The organism is Fulvivirga maritima (assembly GCF_021389955.1).
GTDB classification, from domain to species: domain Bacteria; phylum Bacteroidota; class Bacteroidia; order Cytophagales; family Cyclobacteriaceae; genus Fulvivirga; species Fulvivirga maritima.
This window is the reverse complement of the sequence record NZ_CP089980.1, coordinates 322,328-343,618: the sequence shown is the minus strand read 5'-3', so window position 1 is coordinate 343,618 and position 21,291 is coordinate 322,328. Positions and strand designations below refer to the sequence as shown.

Here is a 21,291-nt window from a genome sequence, read left to right as displayed (position 1 = left end):
GTTAAGCGGCCTGGCTCTCTCGCAATAAATTCATGTCTCCAAAGGTTTCTAAAATCATCCAAGCAATGAATAATACATAGAGTAATAGTAAAATCCAGCTTTCTACAGTAGAGAGCACAAGCTTAGTGCGCAGCATCGCAAATAGTAGAATAGTGGCAAAAGTAAGAAACAACATAAGAGGGACAGCTAAAGCAAAATCTACTTCTGATGAACCTGCTATTAATACGCCTAAAGGTATGGCAACCAATAAATCAAAAATATTGCTACCGATAACATTGGCCAGACTTATTATTCCTTCTCCATGTCGAGCCATTTTTACACTTACAAAAGCATCAGGTATACTGGTGGCAGCGGCTATTACAGTAATACCCAAAAGAAGCTTGGCGTTTCTAAATATTCACCGAGAAAGAGAGCTCCTCTAACCAAGCCTTCTACTCCACCCACGATCAGAAGTAAACTGCCGATCAGCTTGAGCCATTCTTTACCTACCTTTATGTCAGCTACTTTGTCTTTAGAATCATTTTTTTGATAATCGGCCGTTTCTTGTTGTTGCAGAAAAATGTACAAAACGTATAATAGCAAGGGAACAAGGGCTATCCCACGTGTCATGCTTCCTACGAGCTCCTTATCGGGCACAGGGTTATAAATCACGGCAAGGGAAAAGGCCAGCAGTAGTACAGCAACAGAAGTAATGTAAAACTGAGCATCTTTATAGATTAAAATTCTGTCAGCTGAGAGCTTTTTGGCGGTTAGGCCAGATAACGCCGGTATCATCAGTATATTAAATATGGCTGATCCTACTATTGCCCCTACACCTAATTCAAATTCACCATGTAGTAAAGTAGACAGAACCGTAGTAGATAACTCCGGAAAACTGGAGCCAATAGCAGTAATAATAGCGCCCTGCACTACCGCGGGTAATTTATAGTAAGTAGCCAGTCGTTGTGAGCTACCCTCTAGCAAGTCGCTACTTTTCCATACTACAATAGTTGAAATTATGATTAAGCCTAGGTATAAAATTAAAGAAGTCAAAGTAATCCATTTTTAAAGTCTTACTCAGTTAACCTCTTATAAGTGAAACAGTTATTTGATAGCTAATTTTAATCTAATCATTGGAGTAATAAAAATTAATGATATAAATCAATTTATAAGGTTACAAAGTGATATTAAGTGTATTTATTCTTAGAGTTGGTATAGTGAAGTTGATGGCTTTAAATCTAAATCAATGAAAAAATTAGTTCTTTTCACCGCTTTTCTACTCTACACTTTAAGCAGTAATGCTCAATATATTCTTCAACCTGAAGATCTCTCTGTAAATGGAGCAGGAATTATTACAAGGTGCACTAAGAAATTCTCTTCTGGGGAACAAGATATTATTATTCCTGAGTCTGTTAACGGCATAACTATTCGTGGCATTAGAGCTACTGGCTGTTATACCGGAGCTTTTTATAGAAAAGGAATAAGATCCGTGCAATTTCCAGCAACTATAGAGTTTATTGGTAATAATGCATTTAGAGGAAATCCTCTGATAAGTATAGATTTAAGTAGATGCACCCAATTGAGGTATATAGGATTAGGAGCCTTTTATCAAACACCTCTTGAAAGTGTGGATTTAAGTGGATGTACCAATCTGGAATATATAGGTGAAGCTAGTTTTTATCAGACAAAGCTAGAAAATGTGGATTTTGCTAATTGTACTAATCTCGAGTCCATAGAGAGATTTGCATTTGCTTATAGTAACCTTTCTGGCACTCTGGATTTAAGTGTATGCCAAACTTTAACTCAAATAGGAGATTACGCATTTACTACTAATAAACTAGAAGATGTAAGGTTTGATGATAGTAATTTAATAAAGATAGGATCTAATGCTTTTTATAGGAACGAGATCCAGCAGGTTGACCTAAGCGGATCTTCAAGTTTGCAGCATATTGGGGCAGGAGCCTTTAGAGATAATCAAATTCAAAGTGTAAATATTAGTAACTGTACCAGTTTAACTAATATTGAAATTTATGCCTTCGAAGGAAATAGCATTCAATATGTGGAAATGGAAGGGGTAACATCGCTTACTCAGATCAAAGATTATGCTTTTGCAAACAATGCGCTTCAGGAGGTAAACCTTAGTCAGCAAGAAAATTTACAAGCTATTGGTGAGTATGCTTTTGCCAATAACTCAATTACCGCATTAAATCTGGGAGATCTGGCTGCCGTTACCACTATAGGAACTTCTGCATTTAGCGATAATCAGATAGCTGATGTACAAGATTTAAGTCACTTCAATAATTTGAATTATATAGGTGCTGGTGCGTTTTTCAATAACCTGTCTGGGCTTACCATGATATTGCCTCAAGGAGCAACTCAAGAGTGGAGATCTTCAAACAACCAAATTTATCATGGAGGAAATGAATTGTCTAACTTATCTGAGTCTTTCTACCGAGAAGAAATCTATACACTTACAGATGGAGATGTTACTGTAACCAACGGCATTATACAGACTTGCAATTATGATAGCCAATACAAGTCTATTATTATTCCTGATGAGTTAGATGGTCAGGTGATTGTGGGGTTAGCTGAGGGGCTTTTTCAAGAGAAAGCCATATATTATGTGAAATTGCCTTCAGGATTAAAGGAGATATCAGCTGCTGTATTTAAAGATAGTTCTTTGGAGATAGTGGATATGTCAGCTAGTGAAAGTTTAGAAGTAATAGGTGAAGAGGCCTTTGAAAACACCTTGCTTGCGGAGCTAAACCTTCAGAGCAATACAGCCTTAGAGAAAATTGGCGAAGCAGCCTTCAGAAATACCAGGTTAAGTTCATTGAACTTAGCAGGGCTTACACAGCTGAAAGAAATTGGCGCTAGCGCTTTTTACAATGCAGAAATTACTTCCTTGCATTTTGAAAATTGTGTGTCGCTTACTAGAATCGAGAATTCTGTATTTGCGGATAATTTCATTTCGGAAATTGGTTTTGCAGGTGCTCCCAACCTTGAGTATTTAGGAGCAAATGCCTTTGGAGGTAATAGTATTAATACAGTGGTTGGCTTAGATAATTGTGCTAACCTGTATTTTTTTGGAGGATATAACTTTGATGAAGAGAGTTTAAGTAACTCGGTTAATCTGCCTCAATTTACTACTACTAATTCAGATTCTACCTTCTGGAGGATGACAGAAGGATACTTAATGACTAACGCTAATGATCAATATGAAATAATTGATTTTAAAACTAGCTATTCTAAAGCGTTTGTGGTGAGCTTTCAAGACTTTGATGGTAATGTATTAAAGAATGATACTATTATCTATAATGAAAGTGCCGTTCCTCCCAAACAAAATCCTCAAAGATCAGAGTATATTTTCGCTGGCTATTCACCTCAATTTGAAGAAGTAAAAGAACCTTTACTTATCACCGCCCAGTACCTACGGCAAGATGAAGATCATTTTGTTTTTAAGCTGGGAACAAATTCTGGTCAGCCTATAAAAGGTGCCACAGTAAAGCTAGGTGATGAAAAAAGAAGACCAATACAAGTGGTATAGCGGTCTTTGATGTGATCCCTGAAGGCGCAACATATAATATAGAACACCCATCTATGGCTGAGGATATTGATGGAGTTATCGAACCTAGAGAAAATGGGTTGACCTTAGAGTTTAGTGATTACAACCTGGTAAAAGTAGAAGTAATACCTTCCGAGTTTCGATATTTACGAGGAAGTATGTCGGTGAATTCTAAATTGTTCGACGTGTATAAGGGGGGCGAAAATGAAATTTACCTTAAAACAGGTTCTTACTCTACCACTTTTTATAATGAATATAATAAATCTGCCCCTCGAATTATTTACGGTTCATTAGAGGTAGAAGAGGAAGATGTCTATTATCCTATTGAATTACATAAAACAAAATTTGTCCTTATCACAGAGCAAGATTCTGTACTAAGTAATGCTAATATAAATATAGATTGTCCTCATCCTGTTAGCCCTGTCTCAGTAAAAACAGATGAAAATGGAGAAGTAGAAGTATTCCTGCCTGATGGCGAATATAATTATGTGATTTCTTCACCTACATTGGGAGTTGATATTGAGCATACGTTTACAATAGAAGGAGCTGATCACCTTGAAGAACCAGATCTTTACATGCTTGATTTTTCTGTAAAGCCAGATCATTTAGGGCAGTTGGCTAATGCCGAGATTGAAGTCGGTAACAAGCACATAACTACAGATAATAAGGGTATGGCTTCTTTGTTTTTCCCTACTGGTAATTATTCATATAAGCTGAGTCATCCTGATATAGGGGTTTCTTCTATACAGGGAACTTCGGAAATAGTAGAAAATAGTATAACTGAAAATATAGAACTATATACCACTTCATTTCAGGTAATGGTGGGGCAGGAAGCATTGTCTGATGTTAAAATTGCGATAGCAGATAAAATAATCACTACTAACGAACAGGGAATTGCTCAAGTGTATCTGCCATCAGGCGTTTATGAAGCTGAAATTACCCATCCACTGCTAAATGATAGCATAAGTAGAACTGTTGAAATAGAGTTTGAGGGACAGGATTTTGAAATAGAATTGTCAGATGTCCATTTTATGGTGGCTGAGACTGATGGTACGCCGGTTGGAAATACCAGTATTACCATTGATGGAGTGGTTCATGAAGTAGATGCTGAGGGTGAGTTAAACTTATATTTAGAAAGAGCTCCTCATTCTTATTTGGTAATGGGAGATGATATTCTTGGAGCATATGAACAGGAATTATTAACTACGGAAGATGCTTATAATGAGATTGTTACTGTGTATAAGGCCACATTTAACCTAACCGATGGCAATGAAAACCCCATAATAAACACAGCAATTCAACTAGGTGATAGTGCTTTAGTTACTTCAGCTTTGGGTAAGGCTATATTTTTTGCATTTCCGGGTAACTACGCATATCTCATAGAAGGCATGCAGCTGGAAGGAGAGGTAGTTATTGAAGATGAGGATGTAGAGACTAATATTAACCAAGGTTATGAGGTTAAATTTATAGCTGCCATTGATAATGCGTTAGCTTTAAATGAGGTCTGGCCGCAGGCTAGGATGAGTATAACGGTAGACGGAAGTACCCTGTATAGTGATGCAAGCCCTATTTCTTTCTACTTGCCGTCAGGTACTTATAATTATACAGTGCATTTAGATGAACGCCCCGGACAGATGGAAGGGCAATTTACTATTGATGATGAGGGCATAGTGGAACCAATTAATCTAAGGTTAATGACCATTCAATTCGAATACGGAGAGGAAATATTTCCCGGAGGCATAGTTAGTTTTGAAGGTGATAGCGGCGTAGAACTAGAGAAGGGTGCTTCAATGGCCCTACAAATAATCGGAATATTTCCTGGTAAGTATTCCGCAGTATTAACTTCACCAGAGCTTATTGGTGAATATCCATTTACATTAGAGGTGCCAGAATATGTTCAAGGAAATCCAGCACAAGTCCTTTACAAAGAAATTAATCTACCTGATTTAACAGTTTATTTTAACGTGGTAGATTCAGATAATGAAGGTGTTAGTGATATTAATATTGAAGTTGGACAACGTAGCTTGACTACGGATCCATCAGGTTTCGCTTTTATTAAAGCTTTCGCAGGAAGCTATTCATACGAGTTGAGTTATGAAAATCATGTGGGAGTAATCTCCAATGAGTTGATTTTGACAGATGAAGGTGTAAGCGAAGATATTAAGGTTCTTATGGCAACATTTAAATCAAATGCTGTCAATATTTTCTTAGAGGGACAATTTTATACAGGTACCCATCATTTTTTATTGGAAGATGGTACATATCCATATGAATTGAGCTTTTCACAACCTATAGAAAGTGGAGTCATTTCAAAAGATCATAAATTAGTAGAGAAGAATATTTATATGTCTACTTTGGAATTGGTAGATGGTGTAACACAAGCACCAATTGATAAATTTAATGTCCAGTTTTTTTGGGGAGATTTTGAGGTAGAAAATTCCGCCACCTTTGGTGTGTTAACAGTAGATAATGGTTTTGACAATATATTCTCTGTACAGGCAGATGGTTATATGGATACCACAGTACACCTGCAATTAGAGAATGAAAGTGTTATCCGCGTAGCGATGAGACCAAAGACCCATTTTGAGATCACATTTTTAGGTGCTGATAAAACTGTCATTAGTAATCAAATTATAGCTATAGGAGATGCTGTTAATGTACCGGAACCACCGATTGTTCAAGGCTATATATTTGTGGGTTGGTTTACTCAAGAGGGTGATCAGGTGTCTGATTTCACTAATTTAAATGAAGACTTAATAGTTACTGCCAAATATGAGCATATTACAGCTGTAGATTCCCCACTAACAAGTGTGCTACAGATATATCCGAATCCTGTAGAGAATCAGCTTTATATTACTTTAGAAGAAGGAATAGAGCCTATAGGGAATACCATTATTATTTATGACCTAAGAGGGCAAAAATTAGGAGAATACGTACTTAATAACGGTGTAAACACCTTGGATGTAAGCCACTTAGAATGTGGTGTTTATTTATTTCAGTTAGGAAATACTTATGAACGGGTTATTAAAAAGTAAAAGGTATTTAGTTTTAAATTGTAATTCTGCTAACCTCTTATAAGTGAAGTAGTTTTGATTAAATTAACTTTACAACTATTTCAACCCATGTTGGAATAGTTACTGATTTCAGTTTCTTAATCGGTAATATTTGTATATCATTACGGCATAATTCATAAAATGTAATAGAGATTAAATGAAGAAGATTGTACTTACGTTGTTTGTTGCTGCGGCTTTTTTTTCAGCAGTTAAGGCTCAGGTTTCTGGGGGAGTAAAAGGTGCTTTGAATTTTGCTACCACGGTTTCTCCAGAGAATAATTTTGATACCGATACTAAAATTGCGCCCGCAGCAGGTGGCTTTATCGAGTTTGGTTTGATTGATAAATTGTCGTTTCAACCAGAATTGCTATTGTCATTTCAAGGGTCAAGAACGAAATCAGGAGGAACTACTTATAAAGAGAATTTTACTTATATCAATATTCCTCTAATATTTAAATATCAACTTGTGGGTGGATTACATGCTGAGCTAGGTCCTCAACTTGGGTTTTTGATAGCAGCTCACCAAAAGGAAAAGAGAGATGGTTATGAAGAGAAGAGAGACGTTAAAGATAATCGAGAAGGAACTGACTTAGGATTAAATATTGGTCTTGGATATGAAGTGCAGAACCTAATTTTTGATTTAAGGTATTATTGGGGATGGTCTGAAATTTATGAAATAGGTATAAACAATGAACCTGTCAGAAACTCTTTATGGCAAATAGGAGTTGGCTACAGATTATTCTAATAAGAAATAAAATAGAGGAGCATTTACAAAGTGCTCCTTTTTTATGCGACAAAAATGAGTAAATGAATTATTATAAAGAAGCATTAGTACAAGCTAAAAAGAGCTTATCAGAAGGCGGTATTCCCATAGGAGCGGTTTTGGTTAAAGAGGGCGAGATAATAGGGAAAGGGCATAATCAACGCGTTCAGCAAGACAACCCCATACTACACGGAGAAATGGATTGCATGCAAAATGCAGGAAGGCAGCAAAGCTATGAAGGAGCTACTATGTATACCACACTCAGCCCTTGCATGATGTGTACTGGCACTATACTGCAATTTAAAATCAAAAAAGTGGTGATTGGTGAGAATGTTAATTTTGAAGGAAATATTCCTTTTTTACAATCTCATGGCGTGGAAGTGGAGTTGCTTAATGATGCAGAAACCATTTCTATGATGAGTACCTTTATTAAAGAAAATCCTAAGCTCTGGAATGAAGATATAGCTGAGTAGGAGAGTTCTTATTTTGGTTTCAGCATGACTTGCTCTAAGATATGGAGAGCTTTTATCAACGATAAAAGCCACTCCTTTTACAAAGTGGCTTTTCAATATGGATCGAAATAATTAAAGCGATACCCCTCGCTTCCAAGGTATAAAATCAGCTTGATCTAGTTTCATTGCCTTGGTTTTAACATTGCCGCTGGCTACTTCTATTATATGATCTAAAAGAATAGTACCCATTTCTTCTATAGTTTTTTCTCCTGCTATAACAGGCCCTGTATCTACATCTATAATGTCAGGCATTTTCTCGGCTAACTTAGAGTTAGAAGATACTTTAATTACAGGTGTAACAGGATTGCCAGTAGGTGTGCCCAGTCCTGTGGTAAAGAGAATGATATTGGCACCAGAACCAGCCATAGCTGTTGTGCTTTCTACATCATTTCCAGGTGTACAAAGCAGGTTAAGCCCTGGTTTGGAGGCATATTCAGTATAGTCAAGCACATCCACTACAGGAGAGGTGCCTCCTTTTTTAGCCGCTCCGGCTGATTTAATAGCATCGGTAATAAGACCATCTTTAATGTTGCCTGGGCTGGGGTTCATATCAAATCCAGAGCCAACCGCTTCGGCAGCATGTGCATAAGCGCGCATAAGTTCAGAGAATTTGTCCGCTGTCTTATCATCTACGCATCTATTGATTAGTTCCTGCTCTACACCGCATAATTCAGGGAATTCTGACAGGATGGATTTGCCTCCCAGAGATACAATAAAGTCAGATACTTGGCCTACAGTAGGGTTTGCGGAGATACCTGAAAAACCATCAGAGCCGCCACATTCCAGCCCTATTACTAGCTTGCTTAAAGGAGCTGGTTCTCTTTTAAGTTTATCAGCTTCTATTAGTGCCAAAAAGGTTTTTCTTATGGCCTTGGCTAGCATTTCTTGTTCAGTACCTTCTTGCTGTTGTTCAAGAATGATTACTGGCTTGTTAGGGGTATCGTTAAGCTTGCTTAGTTTTTCTTCTAATATGCTTATTTGGGCATTTTGGCAGCCAAGGCTGAGTAAGGTGGCCCCAGCTACATTGGGATTATTGATATAGCCGGCTAATAAGCCACAAAGCATTTCAGAATCTTGTCTTATGCCTCCACAGCCTCCTTCATGAGTAAGAAACCGTATTCCATCAATATTATCAAATAGCTTACTTTGCTGACTCAGTTCAGTTTCTTGAAAAGGTAGTGTTTCTATTTCTCCGGTTTTACCAGATTGGTAGAGCGTGACCATTTGCTGCACATATGATTTATATACGTCCTGATGCCCAAAGCCCAGCTCATCCATGAAGGCTTGCTTAATGGTATTTACGTTTCTGTTTTCACAAAACACCAAAGGAATTACTAACCAATAGTTAGCCGTTCCTACCTGTCCATCGGCTCGGTGAAACCCCATGAATGATTTATCTTTCCATTTGCTGATGTCTGGAGCGGTCCACTGAAAACCTTCTGTACGCTTGGTGAAAGAGGATGCTTCATGTTTTACATTTGAGGTGGTTAATACTTCGCCGGCAGGAATATTTTCAACAGCTTTTCCTACTAAGTTGCCGTACATTAATATTTTGTCTCCCGGCTGAAGGTCAGATTCAGCAAACTTATGCTTAGCAGGTACCGCATGAACAAGTGTTATTTCCTTACCGTCAAAAAGTACTTTTTCTCCAGCAGGTAGATCATCTAAAGCTACTATTACATTGTCTTTAGGGTGTATTTTGAGTGTTTTGTGCGCCATAATTCTTGAGTTTATGTGCAATCGATTGCACATTTACAATTATACAAATATTCTGGAGAATAGAAAATTCTTTCAGCCTTAGATAATTACCTGAATGCGGCTAATTGTTAATTATGGTGTAGTAAAAGGCAGAGAGGTTTTTGAAAAAGCTTTCAGGAATAAGTTCTGCTTATACTTTAAAAGAAAAGCCATCCATTACTTTTTCTTTGTACTTCTCTTCATCAAATTTAAAAAGGAAAGACCCTTTTTTAGAGGAGGTCATGTCTTTTTCATCGAGCCTCACTAAAAGGTCCATAGCGTTAATTTTTTTAGTGAAGTTCCTTTTATCCAGTTCCTGATCAAATATAGCCTCATAGAGCTTTTGCAGTTGGCGCATAGTAAACTTCTCTGGCAATAGCTCAAAACCAATAGGTTGTGTGGCAGTTCTGTAACGGAGTCTGCTTATGGCATGCCTAACCATAGCATTATGGTCAAATATAAGCTCTGGCATTTCTTCCAGACTGAACCACTTTGCTGAGTGACTTTCGGTAAGCTCTCTGTTATGATTAGCAATATTAATAAGGGCGAAGTAGGCTACTGAAACAGTACGCTCTACGGGGTCACGATCTATTTTACTGAAGCTATATAATTGCTCCATATATACATCATTCAAACCGGTGAGGTGTTGAAGTACCCTGCTGGCGGCTTCGTCCAGCACTTCACTTTTCTTTAAAAAACCTCCCATCAAACTCCATTTTCCTTTTTCAGGCTCGAAGTCTCTCTTGATTAAAAGAAGTTTCAGTTCTTCATTGTCAAAGCCAAAGATTATACAGTCAACTGCTAATAGAACTTTGTCTTCGTCTTTATATTGATTTATCATCAGGATGCAAAAAAATTGAATCTGCCAGTTAAATGCCAGTTAAATTGAAGATTTAATCTTAAGATAAGGTAGTAAAAATTAATCGGTTTAGCCATATTTTATACTCTAAAAAATCAAATGGTCTTGATTGTTAATAATTGAACCTCAAACGTTTGTATTCATGTATTTTAGGTATAACAAACGATTCCAAATTAAATATTTTTAAGTTTTAGTTTGTATTTATGGAAAATGTTTAATTATTTTATAAATGTAATAAATACACTTAATTATATTAACACTCTCAAATAATGAAACATCTACTACTAAGTTTTTTTTCTTATCCTTTCTGTCGGAGGCCGATGCTCTGGATAGGATTTATTCTGTTATTAAGCATCTCTACAGTTAATGCACAGGGAACTCTTACAGTTTCAGGTACTGTCGTATCCGCCGACGATCAAGAACCTCTTCCGGGCGTAAATATTTTAGTAAAAGGTACTGCTAAAGGTACGGTTACAGGTATTGATGGGTCTTATAGTCTTGAGGCAAACAGTTCCGATGTACTAGTTTTTTCATTCGTAGGCTTTGCTAGTCAAGAAGTGGAAGTAGCTAATAGGTCTCAAGTGGACGTTCAACTTCAATCAGACTTTACTTCATTGGATGAAGTAGTAGTAGTGGGATATGGTACCCAACAAAAATCTGATATCACAGGCTCTGTGGGTATAGTTGATGCTGTTGAAATGAAAAAGTTTGCTACAAGTGATGTATCTCAATTAATGCAAGGGCGTGTTGCAGGGGTGCAGGTAAATAGTGACGGCCAGCCCGGAGCTGCCCCTAACGTACGCATAAGAGGTTATAGTACCTTTGGAAATGCTCAGCCATTATACGTGATAGATGGAGTGCCAATAGGAACTTCTCCCAGAGATTTTAACCCAAATGATGTAGAGTCAGTTCAGGTACTGAAAGATGCTTCTGCTGGAGCGATTTATGGTTCTAGAGCTGCCAATGGTGTTATAATCATTACCACAAAAAAAGGAAAGCAAAATATGCCCTTGAAAATAAGTTACAGTGGTTATTATGGTGTCGATAAAGTATGGCAAAGAATTCCCGTGCTTGGCAGAGAAGACTATCAGATGATTGTAAATGAAGTAAGAACTAACGCAAACTTACCTTTGTTGCCAGGAAACGACCCCTCTTCTCCTCTTTTTGTAGACGATGTAAATACAGATTGGCAGGAGGAAGGTTTGAAGACCGGTTCCAGACAAAATCATAACATAGGATTTACAGGTGGAGGTGAGCATATGACCTATAATGTTTCTCTTGACTACTTCTCAAACAAAGGGACTTTTGTAGGAAATGGACCAGATTATGAAAGATATTCGGCAAGGATAAATACCACTACGGAAAAAGGTATATTCAAATTTGGACAGTCTTTTTATTATGCACATTCGCATGAAAATACCTTAAACTATAACAATACTGTCTTAACAGGAAGTAGGCCCCCATTGATTGTAGATTTAGTGGAATCGGTACCTACTATGCCTATTTATGATGAAAATAATGAAGGTGGTTTTGGGGGTACAGAAGCCGAAATTCATAATGTCATATCGCTTAATGGTATTGGTATGAATAGTTTGTTTAAAAATTATACAGATGTAGATAGAATTTTGGCTTCAGGATATGGAGAATTACAGCTAATAGATAAGCAAAAACATAAATTAAAGTATAAACTTAATTTAAGTTATGACAAAACTATAGCTCATGATTTCTCATTCATTCCCGCTTTTAGACTAGGCTATTTCTTCAGCCTTAATGATGCCCAATTAGATGAAGGAAATAGAACTTATACCACAGGCCTGGTAGAAAATACACTAAACTATAATTTGTATTTAGGGAAGCACACTTTTGATATACTTGTTGGCCAAATGTATCAAAATAATCAATTTTATGATGCTTTTGGTCATACAGAACAACTTCCAAAACCTTATTTTCCTGTTTTGGATAATGGCACTAATAAGGTATCCGCAGGAACTAAGACCGAGGCGGTCCTATCTTCCTATCTAGGTAGGGTTAATTATAATTATGATGAGCGTTACTTAGTTACCACTACCTTTAGGAGAGATGGCTCTTCAAGGTTTTCTCCGGACAACAGGTTTGGTAACTTTGGTTCAGTAGCAGTAGGATGGAGAGTTTCCAATGAAGAATTTATTTCGTTGCCTGAATTTGTTGATAACTTGAAATTAAGAGCAAGTTATGGTCAATTAGGTAATCAAAATATTGAGGATTACCTATACTCACCCTATATCAACTCTAATATTCCCTATAATTTTAATGGAGAAAAAGTTGTAGGAGGCTTACAGACAAGTGTGGTGTCTGATTCAATTAAATGGGAGGTGAAAACATCTTCTAATATAGGTTTTGACTTATCCATGTTTAATGGTAAAATAGACTTCTCTGCAGAATATTATAATAGTAAAACAGAAGACCTGTTAGTAGGGGTACCTATTCCTTTTTCTGTAGGTTCTGTAGATTTTACCCCTCTGGTGAATGCCGGAAGTATGCGTAACCATGGTTTTGAGTTTGTGCTTGGCTATCACGAGAATAGCGGAGACTGGAGTTTTGATGTTTCTGCTAATTTAACAACACTTAAAAATGAAGTCCTCTCCTTAGGAGGAAATAACGAACCTATTTATGGAACAGGCTCTAAAACAGAGGTGGGCAGTGAGGTAGGCCAGCACTTTGGGTATGAAGCTATAGGTATTTTTCAAAGTGAAGATGAAGTAGCCAACCATGCTATACAAGAAGCTGGTACTGCCCCAGGAGATATTATATTTAAAGATCAGCTTACTGTAGATACTGATGGTGATGGCATACCAGATGCTCCTGATGGAAGAATTGATCAAGCGGATAGGGTCTTTCTAGGGAGTGCTATTCCCAGTTTAAACTATGGACTAAACCTCACGGTGGGCTATAAGAATTTTGATTTAACTGTATTTACTTCTGGAGCTTCAGGCTTTAAGATAAATAGTAGAATGTATCGAGATCTTATGCTTACTACAGATTATATCAACAGGCACGAAGATATATTAGATAGATGGACTCCTGAAAATACAGATGCAGATTACCCTAGAGTTATAAATGGTGATCCAAATATAAATCAGCGAAATTCTGACAGAAAAGGGTATTTGCAGGATGGTAAATATTTAAGAATTAATACTGTTTCTATAGGTTATAACTTGCCAGATGGTGTAATCAAAGGAATAACAAGCGCGCGAGTTTATTTTACAGCTCAGAACTTATATACTTTCCAAGCATATAAAGGATATAATCCAGATTTCACAGCAGAAGTATTTTCTCCAGGATTCGATTTTGGATCATTTCCAAAACCAAGAACTCTAATGTTAGGTGTTCAATTAAGTTTATAATTATTAGATCATAAGTATAATGAAATTCATAAAGTATAAATTAATCCTTGCGATGTTGATAGTGATAATATCAGCTTGTGATGACAAACTAGATGTGGTTAATCCTAACTCACAAACAGCAGAGAATTATTGGAAGAATCAGGATCAGGCCGTAGCTGCGGTAAATGCAGTTTATACCGGCTTCATTACAGATGGAGGGTATATGAGAATGTACCCTGCATTAACAGATGGAAGAGGTGATGATTTTACAGGAGATAGCCCTTGGCAAGATTTAGTTCAAGTAGCTAATTTTACCATATTTCCTACCTCAGACCCGGTTAGATGGATCTGGGAAGCTCATTATCAGATTGTTTACAGAGCGAATCAGGTTTTAACCTATGTTCCTGATATTGAGATGGAAGAAGAGTTGAAGCAGAGACTGTTAGGACAGGCCTACTTTTTGAGAGGACTTGCCTTTTTTAATTTGGCGAATACTTATAAAGAAATTCCAATCATCACAGTGATACCAGAGTTTCAAGATGATTATTATCCTGAAACAGATACTGAAGAGGTGATTTGGTCGCAGATTTTTGATGACTTTGAGAAGGCTAAATCTCTTCTTCCGATTTCTTACAATAGTGTGGTAGGACCCGATCAGGGACAAACGGGAAGAGCTACAAAGGGAGCGGCTACGGGCATGCTGGGAAAAGCCTTACTTTATAGAAAGGAATGGAAAAGAGCGATAGAGGAATTTAAACTTTTGGTAGAAGGCCCTGAGTTGAATGTCTATAGCTTAGTTCCTGATTATAGAGATAATTTTAAACCATTTAACGAGAATAATTCAGAGTCATTATTTGAAATTCAATTTGCTGATCCTAATACAGTAGGGGGCTCAATTTATAATTATGGAGGAGAACCTCAGGCTAATTGGAGGCAGGTGAGTTCCGTTGGACATACTTATGCTATGGAGGGTGTAGGCTATTCAGATTTTCTTCCTACTCACTGGATTTTCGAAGAATTTAAGGAAGAGAAAACTGTAGATGGAGATTATGACCCCAGGCTTTTTTCTACTATTTCTTTTTATGAAGAAGGTGTGTCAGAAATCGCATATGGAGGTAGATGGATCAACCCGGAAACTAGTATTTATCCCAAAAAATATACACATGATGGTATAGAAGGTTATACTAATGAAAACAACGGTACAGAAAATTCAGGTATTAACTATAGGATTTTGAGATATGCAGATGTACTGTTAATGTATGCCGAAGCATTGAATGAAGATGGTAGAACGGACGAAGCATATCAGTATATTCAAGAGGTTAGAGATAGGGTAGAATTACCAGATTTGACAACTGTAAGACCTGATATGACAGCGGAAGAGATGAGAGATCAGATTGCTCATGAAAGAGCTCTTGAATTGGCCATTGAAAGTATTAGGATTCATGATATTATTAGATGGGGATGGCTCTACGATTCTGAAAAATTAGCAGAATTAAAAGCTCACGATAGCGATTTTGACAGTTGGACTCCAGGAAATGAGTATTTACCTATACCTCAGATAGAATTGGATGTTAATAAAAACTTAAAGCCTAATTCTGCTAATTAGGAGGCAGAGTAAAGGAGCCTCCTTTTGATAGTAAGGAGGCTTTTTGCTTCGTACATTGAAATAATGACTTCTGGCTTTTCCATGAAAAAAGAATCTAGAATTTCAAGGGAAATTAGGCCTATGTCTTAATTAAAGAGGAAGTTCTAGAAATTTTTTAAAATTAGATTTGATGGCCGCATTTCCTTAGAAACCACGGTTGTTACTTCTGTTATAAGTCTTGTAAATACAGTTAATCATAAATAAATGAAATTAAACTTTTTATACCTGAACCTGATCATCTTCTTATTCTCTGTGAGTGTTACCTATGGTCAAGATGCCACTGTAACGCTTCAGCTAAAGGAAGATGCCCCAATCATAAATAAGCACATCTATGGTCATTTTGCAGAGCACCTTGGCCGTTGTATTTATGATGGCTTTTATGTAGGAGAAGGAAATAGTGAAATACCGAATACCAATGGTGTTAGAAATGACATCATTGAAGCTCTAAAAGAGCTACAGATACCCAATTTAAGATGGCCCGGAGGCTGCTTTGCAGATACTTATCATTGGCAAGACGGTATTGGTCCAAAAGAAGATAGGCCTACCATAGTGAATCGCTGGTGGGGTGGGGTAACTGAAGATAATAGCTTTGGTACTCATGATTTTCTAAATATGTGTGAAGAATTAGGTACGGAGCCTTACTTGGCGGCTAATGTAGGTAGTGGCACAGTAAAGGAGTTAACTGACTGGGTACAATATGTAGGCCATGAAGGCGGAAGCCCTATGTCTAAGCTAAGACTTGAAAATGGCCGTAAAGATCCCTGGGATGTTACTTTTTGGGGTGTAGGTAATGAAATGTGGGGCTGTGGAGGTAATATGACTCCTGAATATTACGCAAACCTGTATCGTCAGTATGCTACTTTTATGACTGACTGGTCTAATACTGATAGCCTTTTCCGTATTGCCTCCGGAGCTAATGTAGATGATTATCATTGGACGGAGGTGCTTATGAGAGATATTCCTAAGAACCTGATTGAAGGCGTGGCGCTGCACTCTTATTCTTTTGTGGAATGGAATGATAAGGGTTCTGCAGCTGGTTTTAGTGAGGCACAATATTTTTCTACCATGCAAACCGCTTTGAAAATGGAAGAACTGGTAAATAAGCATACTGCCATTATGGATAAGTATGACCCTAAAAAGCAAATAGCTCTGGTTGTAGATGAGTGGGGCGGCTGGTATAATGTAGAAGAAGGTACTAACCCTGGTTTCTTATATCAGCAAAACACTATGCGCGATGCTATGATAGCCGGTACCACTTTAAATATATTTAATAACCACAGTGATAGAGTGAGAATGGCCAATCTGGCACAAACAGTAAATGTGCTTCAGGCCGTTATTCTTACTGATGGTAAAAACATGATTCTTACACCTACTTATCATGTCATGAATATGTATAAGGTGCATCAGGACGCTCAGCTTATTCCATTGACCTTAGAAACTCCTGATTATGAATTTGAAGGAAAGAAATTGCCAGCCGTTTCGGTTGCTGCCTCAAAAGCTAAAAATGGAGCTGTACATATTTCATTAGTAAATATAGATTCAAAAAAAGAACAGACTATAGAAGTAGATCTGGCAGCGCTTAACATGAAGGATATTACTGGTACTATACTCACTTCTGCTAAGCTGCAAGATCATAATACTTTTGAAAAACCAGAGAATATTAAGCCTGCTGCTTTTAAAGATTTTAAATCCAAAAAAGGAAAGTTAAGTGTAAAAATGCCACCTTTTTCAGTAGTGGTATTAGAGTTAAAATAAAACGTAAACATGAGAATAACTAAATATATTATTGCCGCCCTTATTACCAGTTGGGGCAGTTCGGCTTTTGCTCAAGATGCCCAGTGGCAACTGGATACTAAGCCAGTAGCCAAGATACAGCCTACCATGTACGGTATCTTTTTCGAGGATATCAACTTTGCTGCTGATGGAGGTATCTATGCCGAATTAGTTAAAAATCGTTCATTTGAATTTGATGAGCCTATGATGGGCTGGTTGGAACCTAATAGTGACAGGCATTCTATGAATGAAAAATCAGGTATTGCTAAGGTCATTAAAGAAGGAGATGAACCTAATAATCATTTTGCCCGAATTGTAGTAAAAGATGCCGATGGTTATAAGCTGATCAATGAAGGCTTCAGAGGTATGGGGATTAAAGAAGGGGCTGCTTATAACCTTTCGCTTTGGGCTAAAGCCACACAATCCGGCATCAGTAAAATCAACATCTCATTAATAGATGATAAAAACAATGAAATAGGTAACGCCAGCATAACCCCTGATGGTAAAAGCTGGGAGGTATACAAGGCCAGTATTACCGCTACAGCCACAGTACCTAAGGCTAAAATGCTCGTCACTTTTGAGGGTAAAGGAGAGATAGACCTGGATATGATTTCTCTCTTCCCAAAAGATACCTGGAAAGGCAGGGAAATGGGACTTCGTAAGGATTTGGTACAGTTACTGGCTGATCTTGATCCTGGTTTCTTGAGATTTCCTGGTGGTTGTATTGTAGAAGGTAGAACCTTAGCCAAAAGATATCAGTGGAAAAAAACAGTAGGTCATGTAGCAGATAGAAAAATGATCGTTAATCGCTGGAACACAGAGTTTAGTCACAGACCTACTCCTGATTATTACCAGACATTTGGTGTTGGCTTTTTTGAATACTTCCAATTAGCTGAAGATATGGGCGCAGAGCCTTTACCAATTTTGAGTTGTGGTATTGCCTGCCAGTTTAATACTGGCGAGTTGGTACCCTTAGAGGAGCTTGATCCTTATGTAGATGATGCACTAGATCTGATAGAGTTTGCTAATGGTGATGTGAGTACTACATGGGGTAAAGTAAGATCTGATATGGGCCATCCTGAGCCTTTTGACTTAAAATACATTGGTGTGGGTAATGAACAGTGGGGCCCGCAATACTTCGAAAGACTTAAGGTATTTATCAAAGCCATAAAAAGTCAGTACCCGGATATGATTATTGTTTCAGGAACGGGCCCTTTCCCGGAAGGAGAGCAGTTTGACTATGCTGAAAAGGAACTAAAGAAAATTAATGCTGAAATAGTAGATGAGCATTATTATAAAGATCCTCAATGGTTTTTAGAAAATGCAGATAGGTATGATAGCTATGATAGAGATAGCTATAAAATATTTGCCGGTGAGTATGCGGCTCAGAGTGTAGCCATTGCTAGTCCGGAAAATAAAAATAGCTGGCAGTGCGCCCTTTCAGAAGCTGCTTACATGACAGGGCTGGAGCGTAATGCTGATGTGGTGTATATGACTTCTTATGCTCCGCTATTTGCTCATGTAGATGCCTGGCAATGGACTCCTGATCTGATTTGGTTTGATAATGTGAAATCATACGGTACACCGAATTACTATGTACAAAAGCTTTTTTCTACCAATAGCGGTACAGATTTACTTTCTTTAACGGGTAATAATGAGCCTGTTAAAGGTCAGGATAAATTATATGCTTCTGCTGTGATTGATGATAAAACAGGAGAAGTGATTATAAAAATGGTAAATGCTAATGCTTCTGCCAAAGAAATTACCCTGGCTCCCAAAGGGAAGAAGTTTGCCTCTAAAGCTACTCAGCAGCTATTAAAGTCAGATGATATGAACGCAGTTAACTCATTGGAAGCTCCTAAAAAGGTAAGTCCTCAAAGTAGTGAGATCAAAATTAAAGGTGGTACTTTAAAAATGACGCTGGAGCCTAATGCATTTTATGTACTCAGAGCTAAGCTAAAATAACATGAAAAGAACAATAATACTATTGTCATTTATCTTGTTGCTGCCATTGTTAGGTTGCACACAGAGCAGTGATATTTTAGTGCATGATCCAGTGGTGGCAAAAGAAGAAGGTAAGTATTATCTGTTTTGCACCGGCTGGGGTATTGCGGTTTATAGCTCAGAAAACATGAAAGATTGGAAGAAGGAGGCCTCGGTTTTTGCTGAGCCCCCTTCTTGGGCTTTAGAAACAGTGAAAGAATTTAAAGGTCATATCTGGGCGCCAGATATTTCATATCATGATGGCTGGTATTATCTCTATTATTCTGTTTCGGCTTTTGCTAAAAATACATCAGCCATTGGGTTGGTTATGAATAAAACACTAGATCCTGCAGATAAAGATTTTAAGTGGATAGACAAAGGGATGGTAGTGCAATCAGTGCCTAACCGTGATTTTTGGAATGCCATTGACCCTAATTTGGTAGAAGATGATAATGGTACTCCTTGGATGAGCTTTGGCTCTTTTTGGGGTGGACTTAAGTTAGTGCGCTTAAGCGAAGATCGTACTGCACTGGCTGAGCCACAGGAGTGGTACACCATTGCTGCCCGTAAAAGAACTGATTTTTTAGATGATAAGGAGCCTGGAGATGCAGCAATTGAAGCTCCCTTTATCTTTAAAAAGAATGGATATTATTACCTATTTGCCTCTTGGGATTATTGCTGTAGAGGAGCCGAAAGTACTTATAAAATGGTTGTTGGTCGTTCTGAAAAGGTTACAGGTCCATATCTAGATAAAGAAGGGAAAGATATGGCCAAAGGGGGAGGTACAATACTATTAAGTGGAAACAAAAAATGGCCCGGAGTAGGGCATAACTCTACCTATACTTTTGATGGAGAGGATTATCTGGTATTTCATGGTTACGACATGAATGATGACGGTAAACCAAAATTAAAAATCACAAAAATCAACTGGGATAGTGACTTCTGGCCTGTCATAGATCAGAGCGTTTTGTCTAAATAAGAATCACTTAACTATGAAATTAAAACTCTTCTATTCATTGCTTTTAGTTGCTGCTTTATGCTCTTGTTCTAAAAAGGAAACTTCTAGTGAAGAGCCATCAGTGCAAACGGAAGAAAAGCAAGATAGTACGCAAGCCTATAACCCAGTTATTAAAGACGTATATACCGCTGATCCGGCGGCTATGGTTTATAATGATACGCTGTACTTATATACCGGTCATGATGAACAGGAGGTGGGTAAAAAAGGCTTTTGGATGAAAAACTGGCTGCTATTTACCACCATTGATATGATCCATTTCGAGAATCATGGTCCTACTTTAAAAACCACTGACTTTTCATGGGCTAAAGCAGATGCCTGGGCTTCTCATGTAGTAGAGAAGGATGGTAAATTCTATTGGTATGTTACTTTAGAGCATGCTACAGTACCAGGTAAAGCTATAGGTGTGGCTGTAGCCGATAGCCCCAAAGGCCCTTTTAAAGATGCGTTGGGAAAAGCTCTGATTACTAATGATATGACTACTCAAACAGATATTACATGGGATGATATAGACCCAGCGGTATTTATTGATGATGACGGGCAAGCCTATATTTACTGGGGAAATACTGTATGCAAATGGGCTAAGCTTAAAGATAATATGATAGAGCTTGATGGAGATATTCATGTTATCGATCTGCCTAACTTCACAGAGGCTCCCTGGGTGCATAAAAGAGGAGAGTATTACTACTTAAGCTTTGCGGCTGACTACCCTGAGTATATAGACTATGCTATGGCTACCAGCCCTGAAGGACCGTGGGAATACAAAGGCCGCTTAAATGACAGAATACCTAATTCACCTACTAATCACCAGGCTATTCTGGAATATAAAGACACATGGTATTTTATTTATCATAATGCAAAGCTTCCTGATGGAGGAGAATTCAGACGTTCTGTATGTATTGATCAGCTATATTATAATGAAGATGGCACCATAAAGAAAATAGTGCAAACAGAAAAAGGTATTCTTCCTGATTAAGGCTAAACCTGTAAGCAGCACTTTCTTTAAGTGCTGGGCAGGTATTTTAATGTTCAACCAATAAATAAA

Annotated in this window: 14 protein-coding genes; 10 read left to right on the top strand and 4 right to left on the bottom strand. The window is 37.6% G+C overall.

Features of this window, described 5'->3' with window-relative positions; all coding sequences use genetic code 11:
• Nucleotide 1: 1 nt before the first annotated feature.
• On the bottom strand, nt 2–373 hold the full coding sequence (locus LVD15_RS01545; protein ID WP_233778534.1) for a sodium:calcium antiporter: 372 nt from the start codon (nt 371–373) through the stop codon (nt 2–4).
• Nucleotides 358–1,032 (bottom strand): sodium:calcium antiporter, encoded by a 675-nt coding sequence (locus tag LVD15_RS01540; RefSeq protein WP_233778533.1) that lies wholly within the window; start codon nt 1,030–1,032, stop codon nt 358–360. The genes LVD15_RS01545 and LVD15_RS01540 overlap by 16 nt, the downstream gene beginning before the upstream one ends.
• 193 nt (nt 1,033–1,225) lie before the next feature.
• Here LVD15_RS01540 and LVD15_RS01535 point away from each other — a divergent pair, with 193 nt between their 5' ends.
• The 4 genes from LVD15_RS01535 (at nt 1,226) to LVD15_RS01520 (ending at nt 7,833) form a co-directional block, all read left to right on the top strand.
• Nucleotides 1,226–3,526, top strand: coding sequence for a leucine-rich repeat domain-containing protein (locus tag LVD15_RS01535; protein WP_233778532.1), 2,301 nt, complete (start codon nt 1,226–1,228; stop codon nt 3,524–3,526).
• A gap of 53 nt (nt 3,527–3,579) precedes the next feature.
• Complete coding sequence (locus LVD15_RS01530; protein ID WP_233778531.1) at nt 3,580–6,579, top strand: T9SS type A sorting domain-containing protein; 3,000 nt, start codon at nt 3,580–3,582, stop codon at nt 6,577–6,579.
• A gap of 175 nt (nt 6,580–6,754) precedes the next feature.
• Entirely contained in the window at nt 6,755–7,342 is a 588-nt protein-coding gene (locus tag LVD15_RS01525; protein ID WP_233778530.1) for a porin family protein, read from the top strand.
• A gap of 62 nt (nt 7,343–7,404) precedes the next feature.
• Nucleotides 7,405–7,833, top strand: a complete 429-nt coding sequence (locus LVD15_RS01520; RefSeq protein WP_233778529.1) for a nucleoside deaminase — start codon at nt 7,405–7,407, stop codon at nt 7,831–7,833.
• A 111-nt stretch (nt 7,834–7,944) separates the two neighbouring features.
• Here LVD15_RS01520 and LVD15_RS01515 read toward each other — a convergent pair whose 3' ends face one another.
• On the bottom strand, nt 7,945–9,591 hold the full coding sequence (locus tag LVD15_RS01515) for a UxaA family hydrolase (RefSeq protein ID WP_233778528.1): 1,647 nt from the start codon (nt 9,589–9,591) through the stop codon (nt 7,945–7,947).
• Nucleotides 9,592–9,760: 169 nt separating this feature from the next.
• The gene (locus tag LVD15_RS01510) at nt 9,761–10,450 is read right to left on the bottom strand and encodes an NUDIX hydrolase (RefSeq protein ID WP_233778527.1); all 690 of its coding nucleotides are present in this window, start codon (nt 10,448–10,450) and stop codon (nt 9,761–9,763) included.
• Between the two features lie 338 nt (nt 10,451–10,788).
• Here LVD15_RS01510 and LVD15_RS01505 point away from each other — a divergent pair, with 338 nt between their 5' ends.
• From LVD15_RS01505 to LVD15_RS01480, 6 genes are all read left to right on the top strand, one after another.
• Nucleotides 10,789–13,851 (top strand): SusC/RagA family TonB-linked outer membrane protein, encoded by a 3,063-nt coding sequence (locus tag LVD15_RS01505; RefSeq protein WP_233778526.1) that lies wholly within the window; start codon nt 10,789–10,791, stop codon nt 13,849–13,851.
• A 52-nt stretch (nt 13,852–13,903) separates the two neighbouring features.
• A complete protein-coding gene (locus tag LVD15_RS01500; RefSeq protein ID WP_233778525.1) occupies nt 13,904–15,436 on the top strand; it encodes a RagB/SusD family nutrient uptake outer membrane protein in 1,533 nt (510 codons plus the stop codon).
• Between the two features lie 243 nt (nt 15,437–15,679).
• Nucleotides 15,680–17,230, top strand: a complete 1,551-nt coding sequence (locus LVD15_RS01495; protein ID WP_233778524.1) for an alpha-N-arabinofuranosidase — start codon at nt 15,680–15,682, stop codon at nt 17,228–17,230.
• A gap of 9 nt (nt 17,231–17,239) precedes the next feature.
• A complete protein-coding gene (locus LVD15_RS01490) occupies nt 17,240–19,213 on the top strand; it encodes an alpha-L-arabinofuranosidase family protein (RefSeq protein ID WP_233778523.1) in 1,974 nt (657 codons plus the stop codon).
• A gap of 1 nt (nt 19,214) precedes the next feature.
• Nucleotides 19,215–20,210, top strand: coding sequence for an arabinan endo-1,5-alpha-L-arabinosidase (locus LVD15_RS01485; protein ID WP_233778522.1), 996 nt, complete (start codon nt 19,215–19,217; stop codon nt 20,208–20,210).
• Between the two features lie 13 nt (nt 20,211–20,223).
• Nucleotides 20,224–21,222, top strand: coding sequence for a glycoside hydrolase family 43 protein (locus LVD15_RS01480; protein WP_233778521.1), 999 nt, complete (start codon nt 20,224–20,226; stop codon nt 21,220–21,222).
• The last annotated feature ends 69 nt before the right edge of the window (nt 21,223–21,291 follow it).